The organism is Aneurinibacillus sp. REN35 (assembly GCF_041379945.2).
GTDB lineage: Bacteria > Bacillota > Bacilli > Aneurinibacillales > Aneurinibacillaceae > Aneurinibacillus.
On the sequence record NZ_JBFTXJ020000010.1, the window covers coordinates 85,010 to 101,831 of the forward strand.

Below are 16,822 nucleotides of genomic sequence, written 5' to 3' on the forward strand. Positions count from 1 at the left end.
TGTATGCAGTATTTATACTTGCACCGAATCGAGCGAGAGGATAGGGAAGCTGTAGAATATGTATATCAATTTGATGCTCATGGCTTATCTCCAAGCAATCTGGTGCTTCGGAACCTTTTTTCCTGCATGCTTGAGGCAGTGAAGACTGACTTAACAGAAGTAGAAATCGAATACAATGATGCGGAGATGGTGAAGCTCGTCGGCATGGAGACAGCGGTTTCTTTTTTGACTGTAATGGGTGCGCGTGAAGCGAAGCAGACGGAATATAAGCAGGATGGCATAGTGCTAAGCCGGACGTTTACAGCGAAGCTAACACCTTCGCGTTTGGCGTACTTTTATAGTCTGCGCGATTTGGACATTGTATATCGCTTGCGTTTTATGTCAGGTCATAAGGAACGTGTTCATATGTACTTTGCCAAAACACTTAGCTGTGTACTTTTGCAAGAGAATGAGGCCGCATTTCTTGCTTGTTTATCCGCTCAGCATGTGCCTCATAAAGTATTAGAGGGAAAACGTTAAAATTTTGTCGTTTTTTGCGTAAAAACCAATGTTTTTCCTAAAATTTCTATTGTTTCTTGCCGAATTTTATATTATTCTTTTAGTGACAACTTATTCAATTGGTTGAGAGTTGTTGTTTTGGGCTCCGCTATTGCGGAGCTCTTTTTTTATTTGCTCGATTGAGCCGTTTGTCTGGTTTCGTTTATCCATATAATGGGTATACTAGTATGGAATTAGGTGATAGAAGCGAAGGAGGAGCGGCAGGATGGAGGAATACACCAGAAGATTATTTGGTCTGATTTTTTCAGCAGGTTTATTTGTGGGCGGGCTTGTGATTGTGACAGGAATCATTAAAATCTCATTATAAATGAAATAAAACCGGGGCGCAGCGGCACCCCGGTTTTTTATATGGAAATCTAGGGCGGAGAACAAGCGGTGTTGTACATATTGGTAAAGAAAATGGATACTATATGCTTCTTTATAATTGGTTATTCTGATAAAATGGATGACCCAATTAAAACATTTTCTCGAAAACGTAACGTAAAACAAAAGAGAAAATAAGTAATAAATTCGGCGTTCTCCCCTTTTATTCTGTTTATTCAAATGATTGGTATATTTTTTGCTTGCTTTTAAAGATAATGAAGAGAATCATTATATAAAGAGAGGGGAAAAAGAATGAAAAAAAAGCGGGTAATAAAATGGCTTGCACCTTTACTGGTGCTTGGCACTATCGTAAGTGGGTGCAACTTTAGTGGCGATACGAAAACTGCGTCCAAGACGGACGATACGAAAACTGCTTCTTCCGGGCAAACGGTTTTGAATTGGCTTACGGAAGATGATATTCCAGACTTAAATTCAACCAGAACGACGTCCATGGTCTCCTACCGTGTATTAAACAACGTGATGGAAGGGCTGTATCGTCTTGATGAGAAACATGAGCCCCAGCCTGCCATTGCTAAAAGTGTAGCGATTTCCGATGACAAGCTTACATATACATTTACACTGCGTGACAACGTAAAATGGAGCAATGGTGAACCGGTTACCGCTCACGATTTTAAATATGCCTGGCTGCGTGTGATGGAGCCTAAGAGCGGAAGCTCGTTTGCTAATATCATTGCTAACTATGTAAAAGGCGGAAAAGAATTTGCTGCAGGCAAAGCTGATGAGAGTGCGGTAGGTATCAATGCAAAAGATGAGAAAACACTGGTTGTCCAATTAAGTAATCCTACTCCGTACTTTGTTCGCCTTACCGCTTTTCCAACATACTTTCCATTGAATCAGAAGTTTGTGGAAGAAAAGGGTGACCAATTTGCTCTGAATAAAGACACTCTCTTATACAATGGACCTTATGTCTTAACAGAGTATGATCAAGCTAAAGGTGTGGTGTTAAATAAGAATACAGAATATTGGGATAAGCAAAATGTACAAATCGAAAAGGCCAATATTAAAGTAATTAAAGAAACGAGCACCGCTCTAAATTTATACGAATCAGGACAGCTAGACCGTGTGAATCTTTCCTCCAGTGATGTGCAGGCATATAAGAACAACCCTGAGTTTCAGACGCAACTTACTTTTACCACATCTTTTATACAGTTTAATCTGAAGAAACCGGAAGTGGCTAACAAAAACATTCGTAAAGCTCTGCAAATCTCATACGATACAAAAGCGCTGGCTGATAATGTGCTGAATAACGGTTCGATGCCTGCAACCAGCATTGTTCCCCCAGGCATAAACGGGGTTAGCGGCGGAAAAAAATTCAGTGAATTACAGGGAGCCGTTCTTAGTCCGAATACGGAAAAAGCAAAAGAGTTATGGGCAAAAGGAGTAGCCGAGCTCGGCTCTACTCCAAAGCTGGAGCTTATTTCCTCAGATGATACCGCCAGTAAAGACGTGGCTACCTTCCTGCAGAGTGAATACAAAAAAAATCTGGGGATAGATGTCGCGATTGTAACGAAGCCTCACAAAGGACGCCTGCAGACGATGCGTGATGGCAATTATCAGATGGGTATTACCCGCTGGGGAGCCGATTATGATGATGCGATGTCCTATCTTGATGAGTGGCGGGGAGCGGCGATGTCAAGTCGTGGAAATTATGAAAATGCGGTGTACGATGATTTGTTGAATCGCGCTATTAATGAAGCCAATGAACAAAAGCGTGTGGAGCTGATGCTCAAAGCAGAACGAATTCTGCTGGAGGAAGATGCGGTCATCGCGCCTATTGTTTATCAGGGCGAAACGTATTTGCAAAAACCGTATATTAAAAACATGGTCAATCATCCATATGGTGCAAGTCTCGACTTAAAGTATGCTCGTATTGAAAAATAAGCGATGCAAAAAGAGGGGAGACGAGTGTCTTCTCTCTTTTCGCTTTAGTTTTACTTCTATATCAACGGCAAGGAGGTAGCTATGAAAAAGTACATAGTCATCCGCCTCATCAATATTGTGGTTACGCTATTTATTATAGCAACCGCTACTTTTTTTCTTATGAAGCAGCTTCCGGGTTCTCCTTTTGATGAAGAAAGATTATCTGTCCTTCCTGAAGAAGTGCGCATGCAGATGTATGCCCAATATGGATTGGATAAACCGGTGATGGAGCAATATGTTGTGTATATGAAGAATTTGATGCAAGGAGATTTCGGTACTTCCTTTTATTTTAACGGACAATCTGTTGAAGGATTAATCACCGGGCGTATCGGGCCTTCGATGCTTCTCGGTACCCAGGCCGTTATCCTTGGTTTGACAATCGGCATTATCTTAGGTATTATTGCGGCTTTTCGCCATAATACGATCTGGGATTACACTACAATGTTTGTAGCGATCATCGGTGTTTCCGTTCCTAACTTTGTAACAGGAGCTCTGCTGCAGTATTTTGTCGGGCTAAAGTGGGGTCTGTTTCCGATTGCATTCTGGGAGAGCTATTCGAGTTCCGTGCTGCCTACTCTTGCGCTGTCCTTCGGGGTCATTGCTGTGATTGCCCGATTTATGCGCAATGAGATGATTGAGGTGCTGCAGCAGGATTATATTTTTACTGCCCGAGCCAAGGGACTAAGCAATTTGACTGTTATTATTACGCATGCAATTCGTAATGCCCTGATACCGGTTATTACCATTCTAGGTCCCATTATTGTAAGTTTGCTAACAGGCTCGCTTGTTATTGAAAAGATTTTTGCTGTTCCTGGTATCGGCAGTCTATTTATCGATGCGATTAAGTTTAATGACTACTCTGCTACCATGGGGCTTACGATTTTTTACAGCGCCTTTTATATCTTGGTTATTCTGCTCATTGATTTGCTGTATGGAATCATTGATCCTCGTATTCGACTAACCGGGACAAAGGAGTGAGCACGATGGGGAAACCGGAAGAAATCAGAGACGAAATGTTTACCATAGTAGGGCGGAAGCAACTAGACCAGGAACAAATTTCCCGTCCTTCTCTTACTGCCTTTCAAGATAGTTGGATGCGTTTAAAAAAGAATCGCGGAGCACTTATCAGCCTTATTATTCTTGCCATAATCCTGTTGGCTGCGATTGTTGGTCCGCTAATCTCTTCTTATACCTACTATGAGCAAAATCAAAGCAATGCCTACCAGTCTCCAGGGGAAGAACACTGGTTTGGAACCGATAAATTCGGGCGCGATCAATGGACACGCGTGTGGGAGGGAACCCGAATCTCTCTTTATATCGCCTTGCTGGCCGCTATTCTTGATTTGATTATCGGTGTAACATACGGCTCCGTCTCGGCTTTGTTGGGCGGGCGAGTTGATACAGTGATGCAGCGTATTATCGAGATTTTAATCGGAATTCCAAATCTTATTGTTGTTATTATCCTGATGATGGTGATGAAGCCGGGGATTTTGACGATTACGGTTGCTATGGTATTAACAGGATGGGTAAACATGGCGCGGCTCGTACGCGCGCAAATTCTGAAGCTTAAGGAACAGGAGTTTTTATTGGCCGCCCGTTCCCTTGGTGCAAGCAACAGGCGTTTAATCATTCATCATCTGCTCCCTAACACATTAGGGCTTATTATTGTAAATATGATGTTTACCATTCCTTCCGCTATTTTTACAGAGGCTTTCTTAAGCTTTATTGGTCTGGGTCTACAGGAGCCGCTCGCCTCACTCGGTGTACTTATTAATAGTGGATACGAGGCGATGCGCAACAACTTCTACCTGCTGTTGGCTCCAGCCGTTGTTATTATCGCTATTATGGTAGGATTCAATATACTTGCTGATGGCCTAAGAGATGCACTGGATCCTAAAATGAGAAAATAAGATTGCCAGGGGAGGGATTGTGCTTGAGGAGTGCTCTTACCGTACAGGATTTACATGTAACGTTTAAAACCTATGCCGGAGAATTACATGCAGTTCGCGGTGTTACCTTTCATGTCAACAAGGGCGAGACACTCGCCATCGTGGGAGAATCGGGTTCTGGTAAATCTGTTACATCCAAAGCGATTATGCGCCTATTACCACGGGACACCAGCCGTATCAATCAGGGTACAATCTTCTTCGGAGATCAAGAATTGGGATTGCTGTCAGATAAAGAAATGGAATCGATACGCGGATCAAAAATCGCAATGATTTTCCAAGATCCCATGACGTCCTTAAATCCTACAATGACCATTGGTAAGCAGATTGCTGAAAGCTTGCGCAAACATACAGGCAAAAGTAAAAAAGAGGCACTAGCACGGGCCATTGAGCTTCTAAAGTTGGTAGGAATCCCTAATGCAGAAGCCCGGATAAGCCAATATCCACATCAATTCTCCGGGGGGATGCGGCAGCGTGTTGTCATTGCCATGGCTCTGTCCTGCAATCCGGACATTTTAATTGCTGACGAACCAACTACCGCGTTAGATGTGACGATACAAGCGCAGATTCTCGATCTGCTAAAAGACATTCAAAAGAAGACAGGAAACTCCATCATTATTATTACACATGATCTTGGGGTTGTGGCGAATGTGGCAGACCGTGTAGCTGTCATGTATGCAGGAAAAATTGTAGAAACCGGTACGGTTCATGAGATTTTTTACAAAGCACGGCATCCATATACATGGGGGCTGCTCGGGTCTATGCCGGATACAGATCGCGACAAGGAGCTTTATACGATTCCGGGTTCTCCGCCTGATCTTCTTTATCCGCCCAAAGGAGATGCTTTTGCTGTGCGTAATGAGTATGCACTGGCAATAGATTATGAACTAGAACCTCCTTTGTATCAGATTTCAGAGACACATTACGCCGCTACATGGCTTTTACATGAAAAAGCGCCTCATATTGAACCTCCGATAAAAGTTCAAACGCGAAAGGATGCTTCCCAGCCTTCCATCGTACAATTTCCAAAGTCGGAAGTAGAGAAGGAGGCGCTGCTGCAAGTAAGGAATTTGCAGAAATATTTTACTGTCGGCAAAAATAAAGTATTAAAAGCAGTGGATAATGTAACCTTCGATATTTATCAAGGTGAAACACTTGGTCTTGTAGGGGAATCAGGATGCGGAAAATCTACAACCGGTCGAACCATTCTTCAGCTATATAAGGCAACAGCAGGTGAAATTTTTTATAAAGATATCAAACTTCATGAAAAACTTCATGCTGAGGAGCAAAAAGCAGTAAACCGCAACATTCAAATGATTTTTCAAGATCCGTATGCTTCTTTAAATCCGCGTAAAACAGTTGCAGATATAATAGCCGAGGGTCTCGATATTCACGGTCTCGTTTCCGGGAAGAAAAAACGGATGGAACGTGTTCACGAACTGCTTGAGACCGTTGGCCTTCAGCCGAGTCACGCGGGTCGTTATGCGCATGAATTCTCCGGCGGACAACGACAGCGAATTGGCATTGCCCGGGCATTGGCGGTCGAGCCGGAGTTTATCATTGCGGATGAGCCCATTTCCGCGCTCGATGTATCGATTCAGGCGCAGGTCGTTAATCTGCTTAAGAAGCTGCAGCGCGAACGCGGTTTAACATATTTATTTATCGCCCACGATTTATCTATGGTCCGCTATATTAGCGATCGTGTTGGTGTTATGTATCTGGGGAATTTGGTAGAACTCGCCGATACAGACGAATTGTATACGAATCCGCTTCATCCATATACACAGGCTCTCTTATCTGCCGCTCCGATTCCGAATCCAGAGGTAGAACGCACGCGTCAGCGAATCGTACTTGAAGGCGAGCTTCCAAGTCCTATCAATCCAGGGCAGGGCTGCCGATTTTACTCTCGATGTCCCAAGGCTCATGAGCTTTGCGGACAAAGCGCACCGCTCTGGAAGGAAGTAAAGGAAAAACATTGGGTCTCATGTCATCTTTTTTAAAGGAATATGTGGTCTATGTATATTTTAGCAAAGGGGAAAGCATATGCGACCAACCATTGGGATTTCTATAAACTGCACGATCAACCCGGATCAAATTCTCAATAAAGGCCTAGCACTTGGCGATCAACGACTCCAATATGTCTCCGATGATTATGTGAAAGCGATTGAGCGGGCAGGGGGTTCTCCTGTATTGCTGCCTGTAATAGAAGAAACGGTTCACTTTCTCCCCGTTCTTAAAGCATTGGATGGAATTCTCTTCACAGGAGGATCGGATATTAATCCAACTTACTATGGAGAATCCCACAGCCAGGAACTGGGCAAAGTGAATGTAAGCCGTGATACGCACGAAATTGCACTCATTCGTGCAGTATTGGAGGAAACCGATTTGCCTGTACTGGGCATCTGCCGGGGCTGTCAGCTGATGGCGGTTGGAGGTGGTGGTTCACTTTACCAGGATTTAGCTACCGAACAGCCGCATACAATCAGACATGATTATTCCGGGGGTACTCCGAAGCATATCGCCGTCCAAACCGCTACCATTAGGGAAGGCTCCAGGCTTCATACAATCTGCCAAACCAGCAAAGTCCCTATCAATAGTTTTCACCATCAAGCGGTGAAAACATTGGGTAAAGGATTCGAGGTCATTGCAACAGCAGAGGATGATACCATCGAAGCCATTGAGTTGCAAGGAGAACGCTTCGTTGTTGGTGTTCAATGGCATCCGGAGCTTATGCATGAAAGCGATGAATATGCAAAAGCGCTCTTTAAGGCGTTTGTAGAGCAATGCAAACATAATCAAACATCCATCAGGTCAAAACAAGTCATCTAAAACAGCAGAAAAAGGCTGTTCTCTTATTGGTGAGAGCAGCCTTTTTCTTATTTCGTATCATTGTTTGGCTGTTTCATACAGTACTGCAGAAAATCCCTTCCCTTTGAGGTGATTTGGCTTCCCTTTCTGCCTCGCTCGCTGTTGATCAGCTCATGTTCCACCAACAGCTTCAGACGATAACGGAGTTGTTGGTCCGTCAAGTGCCTGCCTTTCCAATGCAGATGCGATAGAATAGAGGGCCGACCGGCTGAATCGATATGACCTGTTCCCAAATAGGCAAGAATGGTTATCATTTCATTCAAAAACCCTTTTTTCTGGAATTCCATCATGATCTTAAAAAGTGAATCGTTCTCCATGTTCCCTTTATATGCTTTCCATTTTAGCTTTTTTGATAAGAAAGGAAGATTTTCTACATAAATGGTTCCTTCGCATACATGAGCGAGGTATTCAACGACGTTACGCAACTCGCGTATATTGCCTGGCCAGTCATAATCAAGCAATGTTTGCAATGCCGCCTTGGAGAACTCCATATGCGGAGCACCAAGCTTACTTTGGAATTCTTTGAGGAAAAGATCAAGCAGCAAGGGTAAATCTTCCCGTCTTTCTCGCAAGGGCGGAAGGTGAAGCGGAAGTACATTCAATCGGTAGTATAAATCCTGTCGAAAACGTTCTTCCTCAATCAACTGCTCCAGGTCCTGATTCGTAGCTGCGATCACTCTCACATCTAGAGAAATGACTTTATCTCCACCTACCTTCATAATTTGCTTTTCCTGCAGAACCCGAAGCAGATGGTTTTGGATCGAAGGAGATGCGTCCCCGATCTCATCAAGGAAAATGGAACCCTTATGTGCCTGTTCAAAGACTCCAATATGCCCGCCTTTTTTGGCGCCTGTAAAAGCCCCGCTTTCATAGCCGAACAATTCACTATCGAGTAGACTCTCGGAAATAGCAGCAAAGTTAATGGCGACAAAGGGGTGATACTGACGGGGCGAAGCATTATGAATGGCCTGTGCCAGCACCTCTTTTCCCGTCCCGGTTTCACCCAGAATAAGAATGGTGGAGTCACTGCGTGCCAATTTATTTGAAATGGTAAGCAGCTGAAGCAGGGAAGCGCTTCTCGTTTTGATATCCTTAAACGTATAGCGTGCTAGAAAATTACGGTTTTTCATGTTGATTCTGTAATCAATTTCAATCTGCTGGAACTCGTCCACTTTACGAAACACAACGACAAAAGCAAACGTCTCGTTATTGATACTGATGCTTTTTTTTCGCATATAGTACATTGTGCCGTCAATATCTTTAAATTGATCCTGATCCATAGCAAGGCAGGCGATTGTCTCATAGAACGCTTTACTGATAAGCCCCTTTAGAGGTTTTTTCTGCACATCTATGGATTCCAATTCAAGCAGCTTTTTGGCTTTATGATTGATAATCTCAAACGTTTCCTGTTCGGTGTATACAATTACGGCATCATCTATATTATGAACAATCGATTCCAACTGCATTTGAAGCAGTTTTGAACGGTACATTTCATCGCTTAATTCTTTAACCATCTGGAATAGCGATTGTATGTAGCGAATGGGAATATAATGATTGGAGAAGTCTGGCGATATGTTAAAGAAATGAAAAATTTCATATAAGGTGGACAAGTCGATTAAGCGGTCTCCGATATCAATGACCGTCTCGATATGCTCCGGCACGAATTCAGCTTCTCCTGGAGTAACCGCAATCGCGATGTCTTTTCGAATCGGCTTTCCTGGGTAATAAGGAACAAAATGAAGCTCAAGGCCGATTTCATTTAACATATTTACAGTTTCGTCGGCCGATTCCTTGACATTATTCACAAGATAAACTTCTGTTCCTTTTTGGATTCCCAAAAGCTTGCGCACGTTCGAAAAATTAATCATCCGGCGTGCTATGATATAAGCGGTCTTAGAAGAAAAAAAAGGTTTAATTTTATTGCATATAATTTCGCTTGTAACGACTACCAGCGAGAATTCGCTAATAAGTGCATGATTAATCTCATCGACTGTACGTGCTTCTATATGAAAAAGGTCCTGAAATCCGATTTGATGCAGTTGTTCTACGGTTCTGCGCAACACTGAATGATGATAGGCCACAAGTAAGATGGAATTCAACTTGCTCATTCTATTACTCCTCCTGCTCTGCACGTCCTGCAATGAACACAGCCGTCCCCTGGATTGGAACGGCTGCTTCGATTTGGCTTACATGTATTGTGAATGGTTTTACTCAGTTCACTCCGCGTCCGGCTGCTTTCCAGAATGGCTCGCGCAGGACGACCTTCTGGATTTTTCCGGATGCTGTTTTTGGAAGCTCTGTGACGAACTGTACTGATTTCGGACATTTAAAATGTGCCATCCGCTCGCGGCAGAAAGCGATAATTTCTTCTTCGTCTACATTGGCATCTTCACGCAGCACGCATACAGCATGCGGTACTTCGCCCCACTTTTCGTGCGGGATAGCAATAATCGCCGCTTCAAGCACAGCCGGATGCTCGTACAGCGTACCTTCGATTTCGATGGAGGAGATGTTTTCTCCGCCGCTGATAATGATATCTTTTTTCCGGTCAACAATATCGATATATCCGTTCTCATCGACCGTTGCCATATCTCCGGTATGATACCAGCCGTTTACGATGGAGCGAGCTGTCTCTTCCGGCTGCTGCCAATATCCCTCCATGACGGAGTTCGAGCGGCAGATGACCTCGCCGACTTCTTCCCCGTTCGGTGTCACGTCTTCCCCGTCTTCATTCACAACGCGTGCTTCGACATTCAGCATGCTGATGCCTGCCTTTGCTTTTAGACGGTGGATGCGGTCTTCATCGGCTTCATCACGAATGTCTTTTTTGATGTGACCTACAGTAATAAAAGGCGCGACTTCTGTCATGCCGTATACTTGAAGGAATGTCCAACCGAGTTCTTTTTCTACAGCCTTTACAAAGGAAGGGGGCGGTGCTGATCCGGCGATAACGACACGAACATTTTGTTCGCTCTTTGTTGTTTTGGCCGTCGGAGCATTTAGAATCATATTCAAGACGGTTGGTGCCATGCAGGCAACCGTCACGCCTTCTTCTTTAACAAGCTTGATAATAAGCGCTGGATCGATTTTGCGCAGCATTACATGGGTAGCCCCCATTCCTGTAAAGGAGAAGGGTGTACCCCAACCGTTAACATGGAACATCGGCAGCGTATGTAAGAGCACGTCCGTATCTTCAGCTCGTGTGTGAATGATCGTATTAATTGCATTCATATAAAGGCTGCGATGGGTTTGAATGACGCCTTTTGGCCGCCCGGTTGTCCCGCTTGTATACAGGATGGTCGCCATATCTCTTTCGTCAACCTCTTCTTGTACAGGCTCTTCTGAAGCGTTCTCGATCATTGCATCATAAGTCATCCAGCCATCTTGATCCGCAAATCCCGGCACGGCAAGGGATATGTAGTGTTCAATGTTATGCAGGCCTGCGGTAACCGGCTCAATGAGTGAAGCAAGTTCTGCATCGACAAGGAACATCTTCGCCCCGGAATGATTTACGATGTACTCATAGTCTGCCGGAACAAGGCGAGTATTAAGAGGTACGATAACAGCCCCTAATGTGAATGCGGCATAAAAGGCTTCATACATTTCCAACCGATTTGGAGACAGAACAGCAATACGGTCTCCTTTTTTGATGCCGTGTGTTCTAAAAGCGTTTGCAAGACGGAGTACGCGTTTTTCGATCTCTGCGTAAGTAAAGCGTCTCTCACCGTCTATAACAGCGGTTTTTTGTGGGTAGTGGTACACGGCTCTCTTTAAAAAATCGTGCAGCAATAATGGTACATACATAGTTTCTCTCCTCCCCAATATCTTGATCTGGATAAAGTGGTACACAATCAAAATACCATAAAATTTCGAAAAAGGAAGATGGTTTGCGTCATATTTTTTCAAAAATAAAAAACCTCTAAACGGCGCAGGTGCGCAGTCTAGAGGTTATGGATATCATATTATACAACGACCAGTCGAGTGATTTCCCGGATAGGTGCTTCCATGTTGCGTCCATCTCCATAATACAGGTGGATCGGACCGTCTTCACGAATCGGCTTGCCGTCAATGGCGAAGCAGAGCACAGCTTCGTAAGCTTCCGCTAGGGAAAGCATCACGTCTTCTCCCTGAGCCAACTCACAGCGCAGCATGGTCGCTTCAGATTTTGGTTCGGCATTTTTGAGAAACGGTTCAAGCTTCATACCGTAGTCACCTACAATCCGCTTCTTTTCTACGAACAATTGCTCACTTTTTTTTGTTGGTGCAACCCCCTGGGTAAGTTCCTTGTCCCATTGCTGTCCCATTTTCATCAAGGAATCATCTTCTTCATCCTGCTGCTCTTCCCCAATGCTTGCGAAGAAGTCTTCCATTTTAAATTTTCGATCATCAAAGATCCAGACGCTTGGGTCAATAGTAATTGTAAAATTGACATTACCGTTAATTGTAATGACTTCAGCCATATTTTCTCTCTCCTTTTTTCTATAAAAGCTAATTGTAGCAAGTATGTTAGTCTGCTACTGCCACTGTTTGTGGTGATAGCAGATAACGATCATGAGTAGGCTGATATGAATTACAAGAAGTAGAATGCTGCTCCAAGAATAATGTAGACGATGAGAAGGAGCACGCCTTCGTACCAGTTTGTGCTGCCATCGCGAGAAATTGAGGAGGCAATAAAGACACCCACACCGATAGCCGCCAATTCAAATGACGTAAATACCAGATCCATCGGTTTGCCGAATAAAAGACTCACAAATACAAGCGTAGGGGCGACAAACAGGGCGATTTGCAGGCTGCTTCCAACCGCAATCTCTACTGAAGCTCCAATTTTGTTCTTCATGGCAAGGAAGATGGCTGCGCTGTGTTCGGCAGCATTACCGACAATGGCAATGACAAAGGCACCGACGAAGATTTCTGACCAGCCAAGTGTTTCGGCCACTTCTTGGATGCTGTGTACGAGCCATTCACTCGTAATCGCTACGAATATGGTAGCAACGATAAGTAGAAGAATAGCTGTACCTTTACTCCATACATTCCCCTCTTCTGCTTCTTCTGCTACTGCTTGATCAGCCAGTTCTGTTTTATGGGTCACCATCGAGAAGATGAGCCACAGTATGTATGCGACAATGAGCAGGCCGGAAATGATCAAGCTAAGCGTGCCAATTCGTTCCGCATGCAGATCCTTCAGGAATACAGCAGGGATGAACAGGGCAATGATGGCCAGCATCATCAAGGATGCATTATGCCCGGCAAGCAGTGGACTAAAATGCTGCTGCTTGAATTTCAGCCCGCCGGCGAACAAGCTTAAGCCGAGAACAAGCAGTAGGTTCCCGATAATGGAGCCGGTAATACTGGCCTTTACCATATCGAATAAACCTTCTTTAATCAAAAAGATGGCGATAATAAGTTCCGCCGCATTTCCGAAGGTTGCATTCAGGAAGCCGCCCACACGCTCACCAGCGTAATGTGCCACGCTTTCTGTCGCTTTTCCGAGCAGGGCGGCCAGCATAATAATAGCAGCCGACGTGGTCACGAACTGCAAGCCAGCGGAGTGCGTAAAGTAATGAGCCCATCCGCTAATTGCTGTCAGTGCAATGACAAGCGTAAAAAACAGTTTCTGATTCAAACGAGTCCCTCTCTTTCTGCGCGAAGTAAATATATCCGATAAGATAATATACAACCTACACAACAGTGTAAAACATGAAAGAAGTAAAAAGCAAAATTTTTCGGAGCAGCTACGATGTCATATGCAGAAAAAGCGGGGAGAAATATACATTCTACCCCCCGCTTTTTGCATTGGTCTATGTTTAGTTACAGAAGATGTGCTTGCCGATTTTTTTAATCTGTGGCCGCGTCCAAATCCAACCGGAGGTAGCCGTATCCGGATTGAAGTAGTAAGTGGCTCCACCTGTAGGATCCCAGCCGTTCAGCGCATCTTGTACGGCTCTTTTGGCGGTTTCATTTGGCGTCAACCAGATTTGTCCATCCGCTACCGCAGTGAAGGCGCGCGGCTCAAAAATAACGCCGGTTGGAGAATCTGGGAAAGAAGGGCTTTTTACACGGTTGAGAATAACGGCAGCTACCGCTACCTGTCCGACATAAGGCTCTCCCCGTGCTTCACCGAATACGGCGTTTGCCATCATCTTTAATTCGTTTTGTGATAGCGAGGTATTGGTTTTAGGCAGTGATTTTTTTGCGGCGGTAGGTGCCGCATTTTTTGCTGGCGTAGCGGGCTTGTTATTCGGTGCAACGGCTGTTTCACCAGGGCCGGGGCGCCAGTTTTTTGTTGCCTGCCAGAGTTTGAGTTTTGTCTTTGGGCCAAGAGCGCCATCAATATCTAGACCGAATTCATATTGGAAATTGCGCAGGGCGTGATATGTACGCCAAGAAAAAGTTCCATCTACTTTACCGGTATAGAAGCCAAGAAATTTAAGGCGTCCTTGCATCTCCCTCACGTCCGGATTCGTAGATCCGACATATCGTGTCTGCTTGCTAAATGCTTGTGTGACCTGCTGCGGCAGCAAAGGAATGCTGACACATAGAAGCGTGAAGACGAGGGAGAGGCTGATAAGCCATCCATACTTTTTCTTATCCATATGAACCTCCATTTGCAAAGTTTAAGCGTAGTTATCCATATTTTGAACGTTACAGGGAAAAAACATGTGTATAATGGAAAGTGAAAAGAAGGGAATGATTGGAGTACGATAGCGATGGAGCCAACACTCGATGAAATGGCAAGAGCATGCAAGGCGCTTGGAAATCCTGTGCGATTGAATATTTTATATCTGCTGGCAAGACAGGAAGAATACTATTGCGGTGATATTGTTTCACTTGTGGGGATGGCGCAATCCACTGTATCGCACCACTTAAAAATTCTTAAAGACAGTGGATGGGTAGAGACCGAAGAGCGGGGAACATTTGTATGTTATCGTGTGCGAAGGGAAAAGATGGAGCAGTTGTCAAATTTTTTACTTTCATTTTAGAAAAAATTTCAACGCTTTCAGGAAACAAGTTGCCTTCGTCCAGATGAAGGAATAAAATGAAATTTAATTAGATATATAAAGGAGGAATTCCCATGGCCGATGTAAAAGGAAACGGAGTTGTGCGGATTGCGGATGATGTGGTTGCCGTAATCGCTGGAATTGCAGCAAGCGAAACCGAAGGTATTGCCGGAATGTCAGGCGGAATTACCGAAGGATTAGCCCGAAGAGTAAGCGGAAAGAATGTACAAAAAGGGGTATCCGTCGAAGTAGGGGAATTCGAAGCGGCCATTGATCTTCGTATTATTGTCTCCTACGGTTCAAAAATTGATGAAGCATGCCGGAAGCTGCAGCAGAATGTGAAAGAAGCGGTTGAATCAATGACCGGTCTGCGGGTGGTTGAAGTTAATGTGAAAGTGGAAGGCGTGGAATTCCCAAAAACTGAAAAAGAAGCGCTGCCGGAGCCGGCACATCGCGTTAAATAACAAACAATGGGCTGCTGAAGATTCGGCGGCCTTTTTGGTATAGATAAAGGGATGGAAGATGATGGAGAGAAGAGGGTGGGGGAGATGAACCGGCGCGGAGCAACATGGTGGTTTTGGATTGGACTTGCCGTGCTTATACTGCTTATCATAAGGGAAGTAGAACTTCCATTAGGGGAATTCTGGCAGGGTGGGGTCCTGCAGATTAAATATATCTATACGCTTGTATTCATGTCGTTTCTTATTATCGGAGCTTTTGTGATTTATTATATTATTCGAAAGATGTAGCAAGGTGAGGGCAATTAGGCGATTGAAGTATCCCCATTCCGGTGACCGTTACATACGATGGTACAAAGAGCACCGGAAAGGAGGATGGGACCGTGAGCGGATTCTTTGATGGCGGCTCTGAAATCGTATGGATTATTGTAATTATTATTGTGTTGGTTTTCCTGTTCAACGGTTTCGATAATTAAATATCATAACAAGAAGGACCCGCTTGGCAGGCTGGGTCCTTTTGTTTTAAGGGAAAGGAAGCTCGGGTGTTTCAAATGTTGTTTTGCCGAAGAAGCCAAGAAAAATCAGGATAAGCAAGAGGACCACCATGGAGAATTGTTCGCCGTCAAAACAGCAGGCATTATCTGCTGCTTGATTGTGGCCTCTACGCTTGCTGTGTCCGTCCGCCACTTTTTGTCCCTCCTTTTATTCCGATAGTCTTTTTTTAAATGCCGAAAAGACTTCATCCATTGTCATGCTTCCATCTTGCTTCAAAAAAGAAGCAAGTCGCTCGACCCGTGAGTTTTCGCCGGTATTATCTATGGTGCAGAATTCCCCGATCAGCGTCACTTCTACGCCGCCTTTCCGGCTGAGCAATATGCTCTCAACCTTAAGCTTTTCGGTGAGTAGAAGCAGGGCGGTAACGAATTCAAGGTTGTTTGAGGTCAGAAGCTTATCGAATGGAAGAGCGGAAGTAGCGGGAATGGAATTTTTGTCGTTTTTTTTGGTATTTGCCCCACTGGTAGTATTCTTATTGTCATTGTTTATCCGCTTTTTCCTCGCCATCCATCTCCTCCTCCTGCTGTTACACTATGCAGAAATGAGAAGAATGCGCTTAGATCGGCTCAACAAGAAAAAAAGTTCCCGTACCGGCAAGGACAAGCCGCCCCTGCTCATTATGTATTTTGCATTCGCAAACACAAAGCGTTTTTCCGCGTCGCAATATGGAGGAGGTGGCAATGAGTCGATCTCCTGTACCCGGCGTCAAGTAATGGACATTCATCTCTGTAGTGACGACTTTATAGCCGGTAGAGCGCATCGCCACCGCGCCCATAACCGAATCAGCCAGGGTAGCGGTAATGCCGCCATGCACCGCTTTCATCTGATTGAGCATAAAAGGTGTAATGGGTACTTCAAATCGGTAGGTTCCATCTTCAAGATATTCTCCCTGCAGACCAAGAAAACCGGCCAGGTAGGCAGTCTTGCGTTCACGCACATGCTCAATAGCCTGACGTGCCAGATAGAGGATTTGCTGTTCATCCTCTGTTCCTTCAGCGAGGGTATCTTGTATAAATTCCAGCAATGCATGTTGATCTTTTCGCATAATCAAGTCAGCTCCTTTGTCTCTTATCTAACATTATAATCAAAATAAGAAAAGAATGAATTCAAAGAAGGGGGCAGAATGTTTTATCTC

17 protein-coding genes are annotated in these 16,822 nt (G+C 44.5%); 9 read left to right on the forward strand and 8 right to left on the reverse strand.

Translation table 11 applies throughout. From position 1 onward, the window contains the following. Nucleotides 1-3 precede the first annotated feature (3 nt). From AB3351_RS17305 to AB3351_RS17330, 6 genes are all read left to right on the forward strand, one after another. Entirely contained in the window at nt 4-519 is a 516-nt protein-coding gene (locus AB3351_RS17305; protein ID WP_371148398.1) for a hypothetical protein, read from the forward strand. A 654-nt stretch (nt 520-1,173) separates the two neighbouring features. Continuing rightward, nucleotides 1,174-2,823 carry a peptide ABC transporter substrate-binding protein gene (locus AB3351_RS17310; protein ID WP_371148399.1) on the forward strand — a complete coding sequence of 550 codons (1,650 nt, stop codon included), beginning with the start codon at nt 1,174-1,176 and terminating at the stop codon, nt 2,821-2,823. A gap of 81 nt (nt 2,824-2,904) precedes the next feature. Then, entirely contained in the window at nt 2,905-3,840 is a 936-nt protein-coding gene (locus tag AB3351_RS17315) for an ABC transporter permease (protein WP_371148400.1), read from the forward strand. A gap of 5 nt (nt 3,841-3,845) precedes the next feature. Next, nucleotides 3,846-4,772 carry an ABC transporter permease gene (locus tag AB3351_RS17320; RefSeq protein WP_371148401.1) on the forward strand — a complete coding sequence of 309 codons (927 nt, stop codon included), beginning with the start codon at nt 3,846-3,848 and terminating at the stop codon, nt 4,770-4,772. Between the two features lie 23 nt (nt 4,773-4,795). Continuing rightward, a complete protein-coding gene (locus AB3351_RS17325) occupies nt 4,796-6,808 on the forward strand; it encodes an ABC transporter ATP-binding protein (RefSeq protein WP_371148402.1) in 2,013 nt (670 codons plus the stop codon). A 43-nt stretch (nt 6,809-6,851) separates the two neighbouring features. Further along, on the forward strand, nt 6,852-7,637 hold the full coding sequence (locus AB3351_RS17330; RefSeq protein WP_371148403.1) for a gamma-glutamyl-gamma-aminobutyrate hydrolase family protein: 786 nt from the start codon (nt 6,852-6,854) through the stop codon (nt 7,635-7,637). 47 nt (nt 7,638-7,684) lie between these two features. On the opposite strand, the gene AB3351_RS17335 is transcribed toward AB3351_RS17330, so the two are convergent. The 5 genes from AB3351_RS17335 to sleB all read right to left on the reverse strand — a co-directional run bounded on the left by AB3351_RS17335 (nt 7,685) and on the right by sleB (nt 14,269). Next, nucleotides 7,685-9,784 carry a sigma-54 interaction domain-containing protein gene (locus AB3351_RS17335; RefSeq protein WP_371148404.1) on the reverse strand — a complete coding sequence of 700 codons (2,100 nt, stop codon included), beginning with the start codon at nt 9,782-9,784 and terminating at the stop codon, nt 7,685-7,687. 103 nt (nt 9,785-9,887) lie between these two features. Then, entirely contained in the window at nt 9,888-11,480 is a 1,593-nt protein-coding gene (locus tag AB3351_RS17340) for a long-chain-fatty-acid--CoA ligase (protein WP_371148405.1), read from the reverse strand. Nucleotides 11,481-11,638: 158 nt separating this feature from the next. Beyond that, a complete protein-coding gene (locus tag AB3351_RS17345; protein ID WP_371148406.1) occupies nt 11,639-12,136 on the reverse strand; it encodes a peptidyl-prolyl cis-trans isomerase in 498 nt (165 codons plus the stop codon). Between the two features lie 110 nt (nt 12,137-12,246). After that, nucleotides 12,247-13,299 carry a calcium/proton exchanger gene (cax, locus tag AB3351_RS17350; RefSeq protein WP_371148407.1) on the reverse strand — a complete coding sequence of 351 codons (1,053 nt, stop codon included), beginning with the start codon at nt 13,297-13,299 and terminating at the stop codon, nt 12,247-12,249. A gap of 181 nt (nt 13,300-13,480) precedes the next feature. Continuing rightward, nucleotides 13,481-14,269 (reverse strand): spore cortex-lytic enzyme, encoded by a 789-nt coding sequence (sleB, locus tag AB3351_RS17355; protein WP_371148408.1) that lies wholly within the window; start codon nt 14,267-14,269, stop codon nt 13,481-13,483. A 114-nt stretch (nt 14,270-14,383) separates the two neighbouring features. Between sleB and AB3351_RS17360 the strand changes: the two genes are divergently transcribed. The 3 genes from AB3351_RS17360 (at nt 14,384) to AB3351_RS17370 (ending at nt 15,423) form a co-directional block, all read left to right on the forward strand. Beyond that, nucleotides 14,384-14,656, forward strand: coding sequence for an ArsR/SmtB family transcription factor (locus tag AB3351_RS17360; RefSeq protein ID WP_371148409.1), 273 nt, complete (start codon nt 14,384-14,386; stop codon nt 14,654-14,656). A 92-nt stretch (nt 14,657-14,748) separates the two neighbouring features. After that, nucleotides 14,749-15,138: an Asp23/Gls24 family envelope stress response protein gene (locus AB3351_RS17365; RefSeq protein WP_371148410.1), complete on the forward strand. Its 390-nt coding sequence runs from the start codon at nt 14,749-14,751 to the stop codon at nt 15,136-15,138. A gap of 75 nt (nt 15,139-15,213) precedes the next feature. After that, nucleotides 15,214-15,423: a hypothetical protein gene (locus tag AB3351_RS17370; protein ID WP_371148411.1), complete on the forward strand. Its 210-nt coding sequence runs from the start codon at nt 15,214-15,216 to the stop codon at nt 15,421-15,423. 231 nt (nt 15,424-15,654) lie between these two features. Here the strand turns inward: AB3351_RS17370 and AB3351_RS17375 are convergent, their stop codons facing one another. The 3 genes from AB3351_RS17375 to AB3351_RS17385 are packed head-to-tail and all read right to left on the reverse strand — an operon-like array spanning nt 15,655 to nt 16,732. After that, the gene (locus tag AB3351_RS17375; RefSeq protein WP_371148412.1) at nt 15,655-15,819 is read right to left on the reverse strand and encodes a hypothetical protein; all 165 of its coding nucleotides are present in this window, start codon (nt 15,817-15,819) and stop codon (nt 15,655-15,657) included. 15 nt (nt 15,820-15,834) lie between these two features. Further along, nucleotides 15,835-16,194: a hypothetical protein gene (locus tag AB3351_RS17380; protein ID WP_371148413.1), complete on the reverse strand. Its 360-nt coding sequence runs from the start codon at nt 16,192-16,194 to the stop codon at nt 15,835-15,837. Between the two features lie 49 nt (nt 16,195-16,243). Beyond that, on the reverse strand, nt 16,244-16,732 hold the full coding sequence (locus AB3351_RS17385) for a PaaI family thioesterase (RefSeq protein WP_371148414.1): 489 nt from the start codon (nt 16,730-16,732) through the stop codon (nt 16,244-16,246). Nucleotides 16,733-16,822 lie beyond the last annotated feature (90 nt).

Bases quoted from the DNA above. Each gene is read 5' to 3' on its own strand.
- AB3351_RS17305 (WP_371148398.1), top strand. From the start codon at position 4: ATGCAGTATTTATACTTGCACCGAATCGAGCGAGAGGATAGGGAAGCT.
- AB3351_RS17310 (WP_371148399.1), top strand. From the start codon at position 1,174: ATGAAAAAAAAGCGGGTAATAAAATGGCTTGCACCTTTACTGGTGCTT.
- AB3351_RS17315 (WP_371148400.1), top strand. From the start codon at position 2,905: ATGAAAAAGTACATAGTCATCCGCCTCATCAATATTGTGGTTACGCTA.
- AB3351_RS17320 (WP_371148401.1), top strand. From the start codon at position 3,846: ATGGGGAAACCGGAAGAAATCAGAGACGAAATGTTTACCATAGTAGGG.
- AB3351_RS17330 (WP_371148403.1), top strand. From the start codon at position 6,852: ATGCGACCAACCATTGGGATTTCTATAAACTGCACGATCAACCCGGAT.
- AB3351_RS17335 (WP_371148404.1), bottom strand. From the start codon at position 9,784: ATGAGCAAGTTGAATTCCATCTTACTTGTGGCCTATCATCATTCAGTG.
- AB3351_RS17340 (WP_371148405.1), bottom strand. From the start codon at position 11,480: ATGTATGTACCATTATTGCTGCACGATTTTTTAAAGAGAGCCGTGTAC.
- AB3351_RS17345 (WP_371148406.1), bottom strand. From the start codon at position 12,136: ATGGCTGAAGTCATTACAATTAACGGTAATGTCAATTTTACAATTACT.
- sleB (WP_371148408.1), bottom strand. From the start codon at position 14,269: ATGGATAAGAAAAAGTATGGATGGCTTATCAGCCTCTCCCTCGTCTTC.
- AB3351_RS17360 (WP_371148409.1), top strand. From the start codon at position 14,384: ATGGAGCCAACACTCGATGAAATGGCAAGAGCATGCAAGGCGCTTGGA.
- AB3351_RS17365 (WP_371148410.1), top strand. From the start codon at position 14,749: ATGGCCGATGTAAAAGGAAACGGAGTTGTGCGGATTGCGGATGATGTG.
- AB3351_RS17380 (WP_371148413.1), bottom strand. From the start codon at position 16,194: ATGGCGAGGAAAAAGCGGATAAACAATGACAATAAGAATACTACCAGT.
- AB3351_RS17385 (WP_371148414.1), bottom strand. From the start codon at position 16,732: ATGCGAAAAGATCAACATGCATTGCTGGAATTTATACAAGATACCCTC.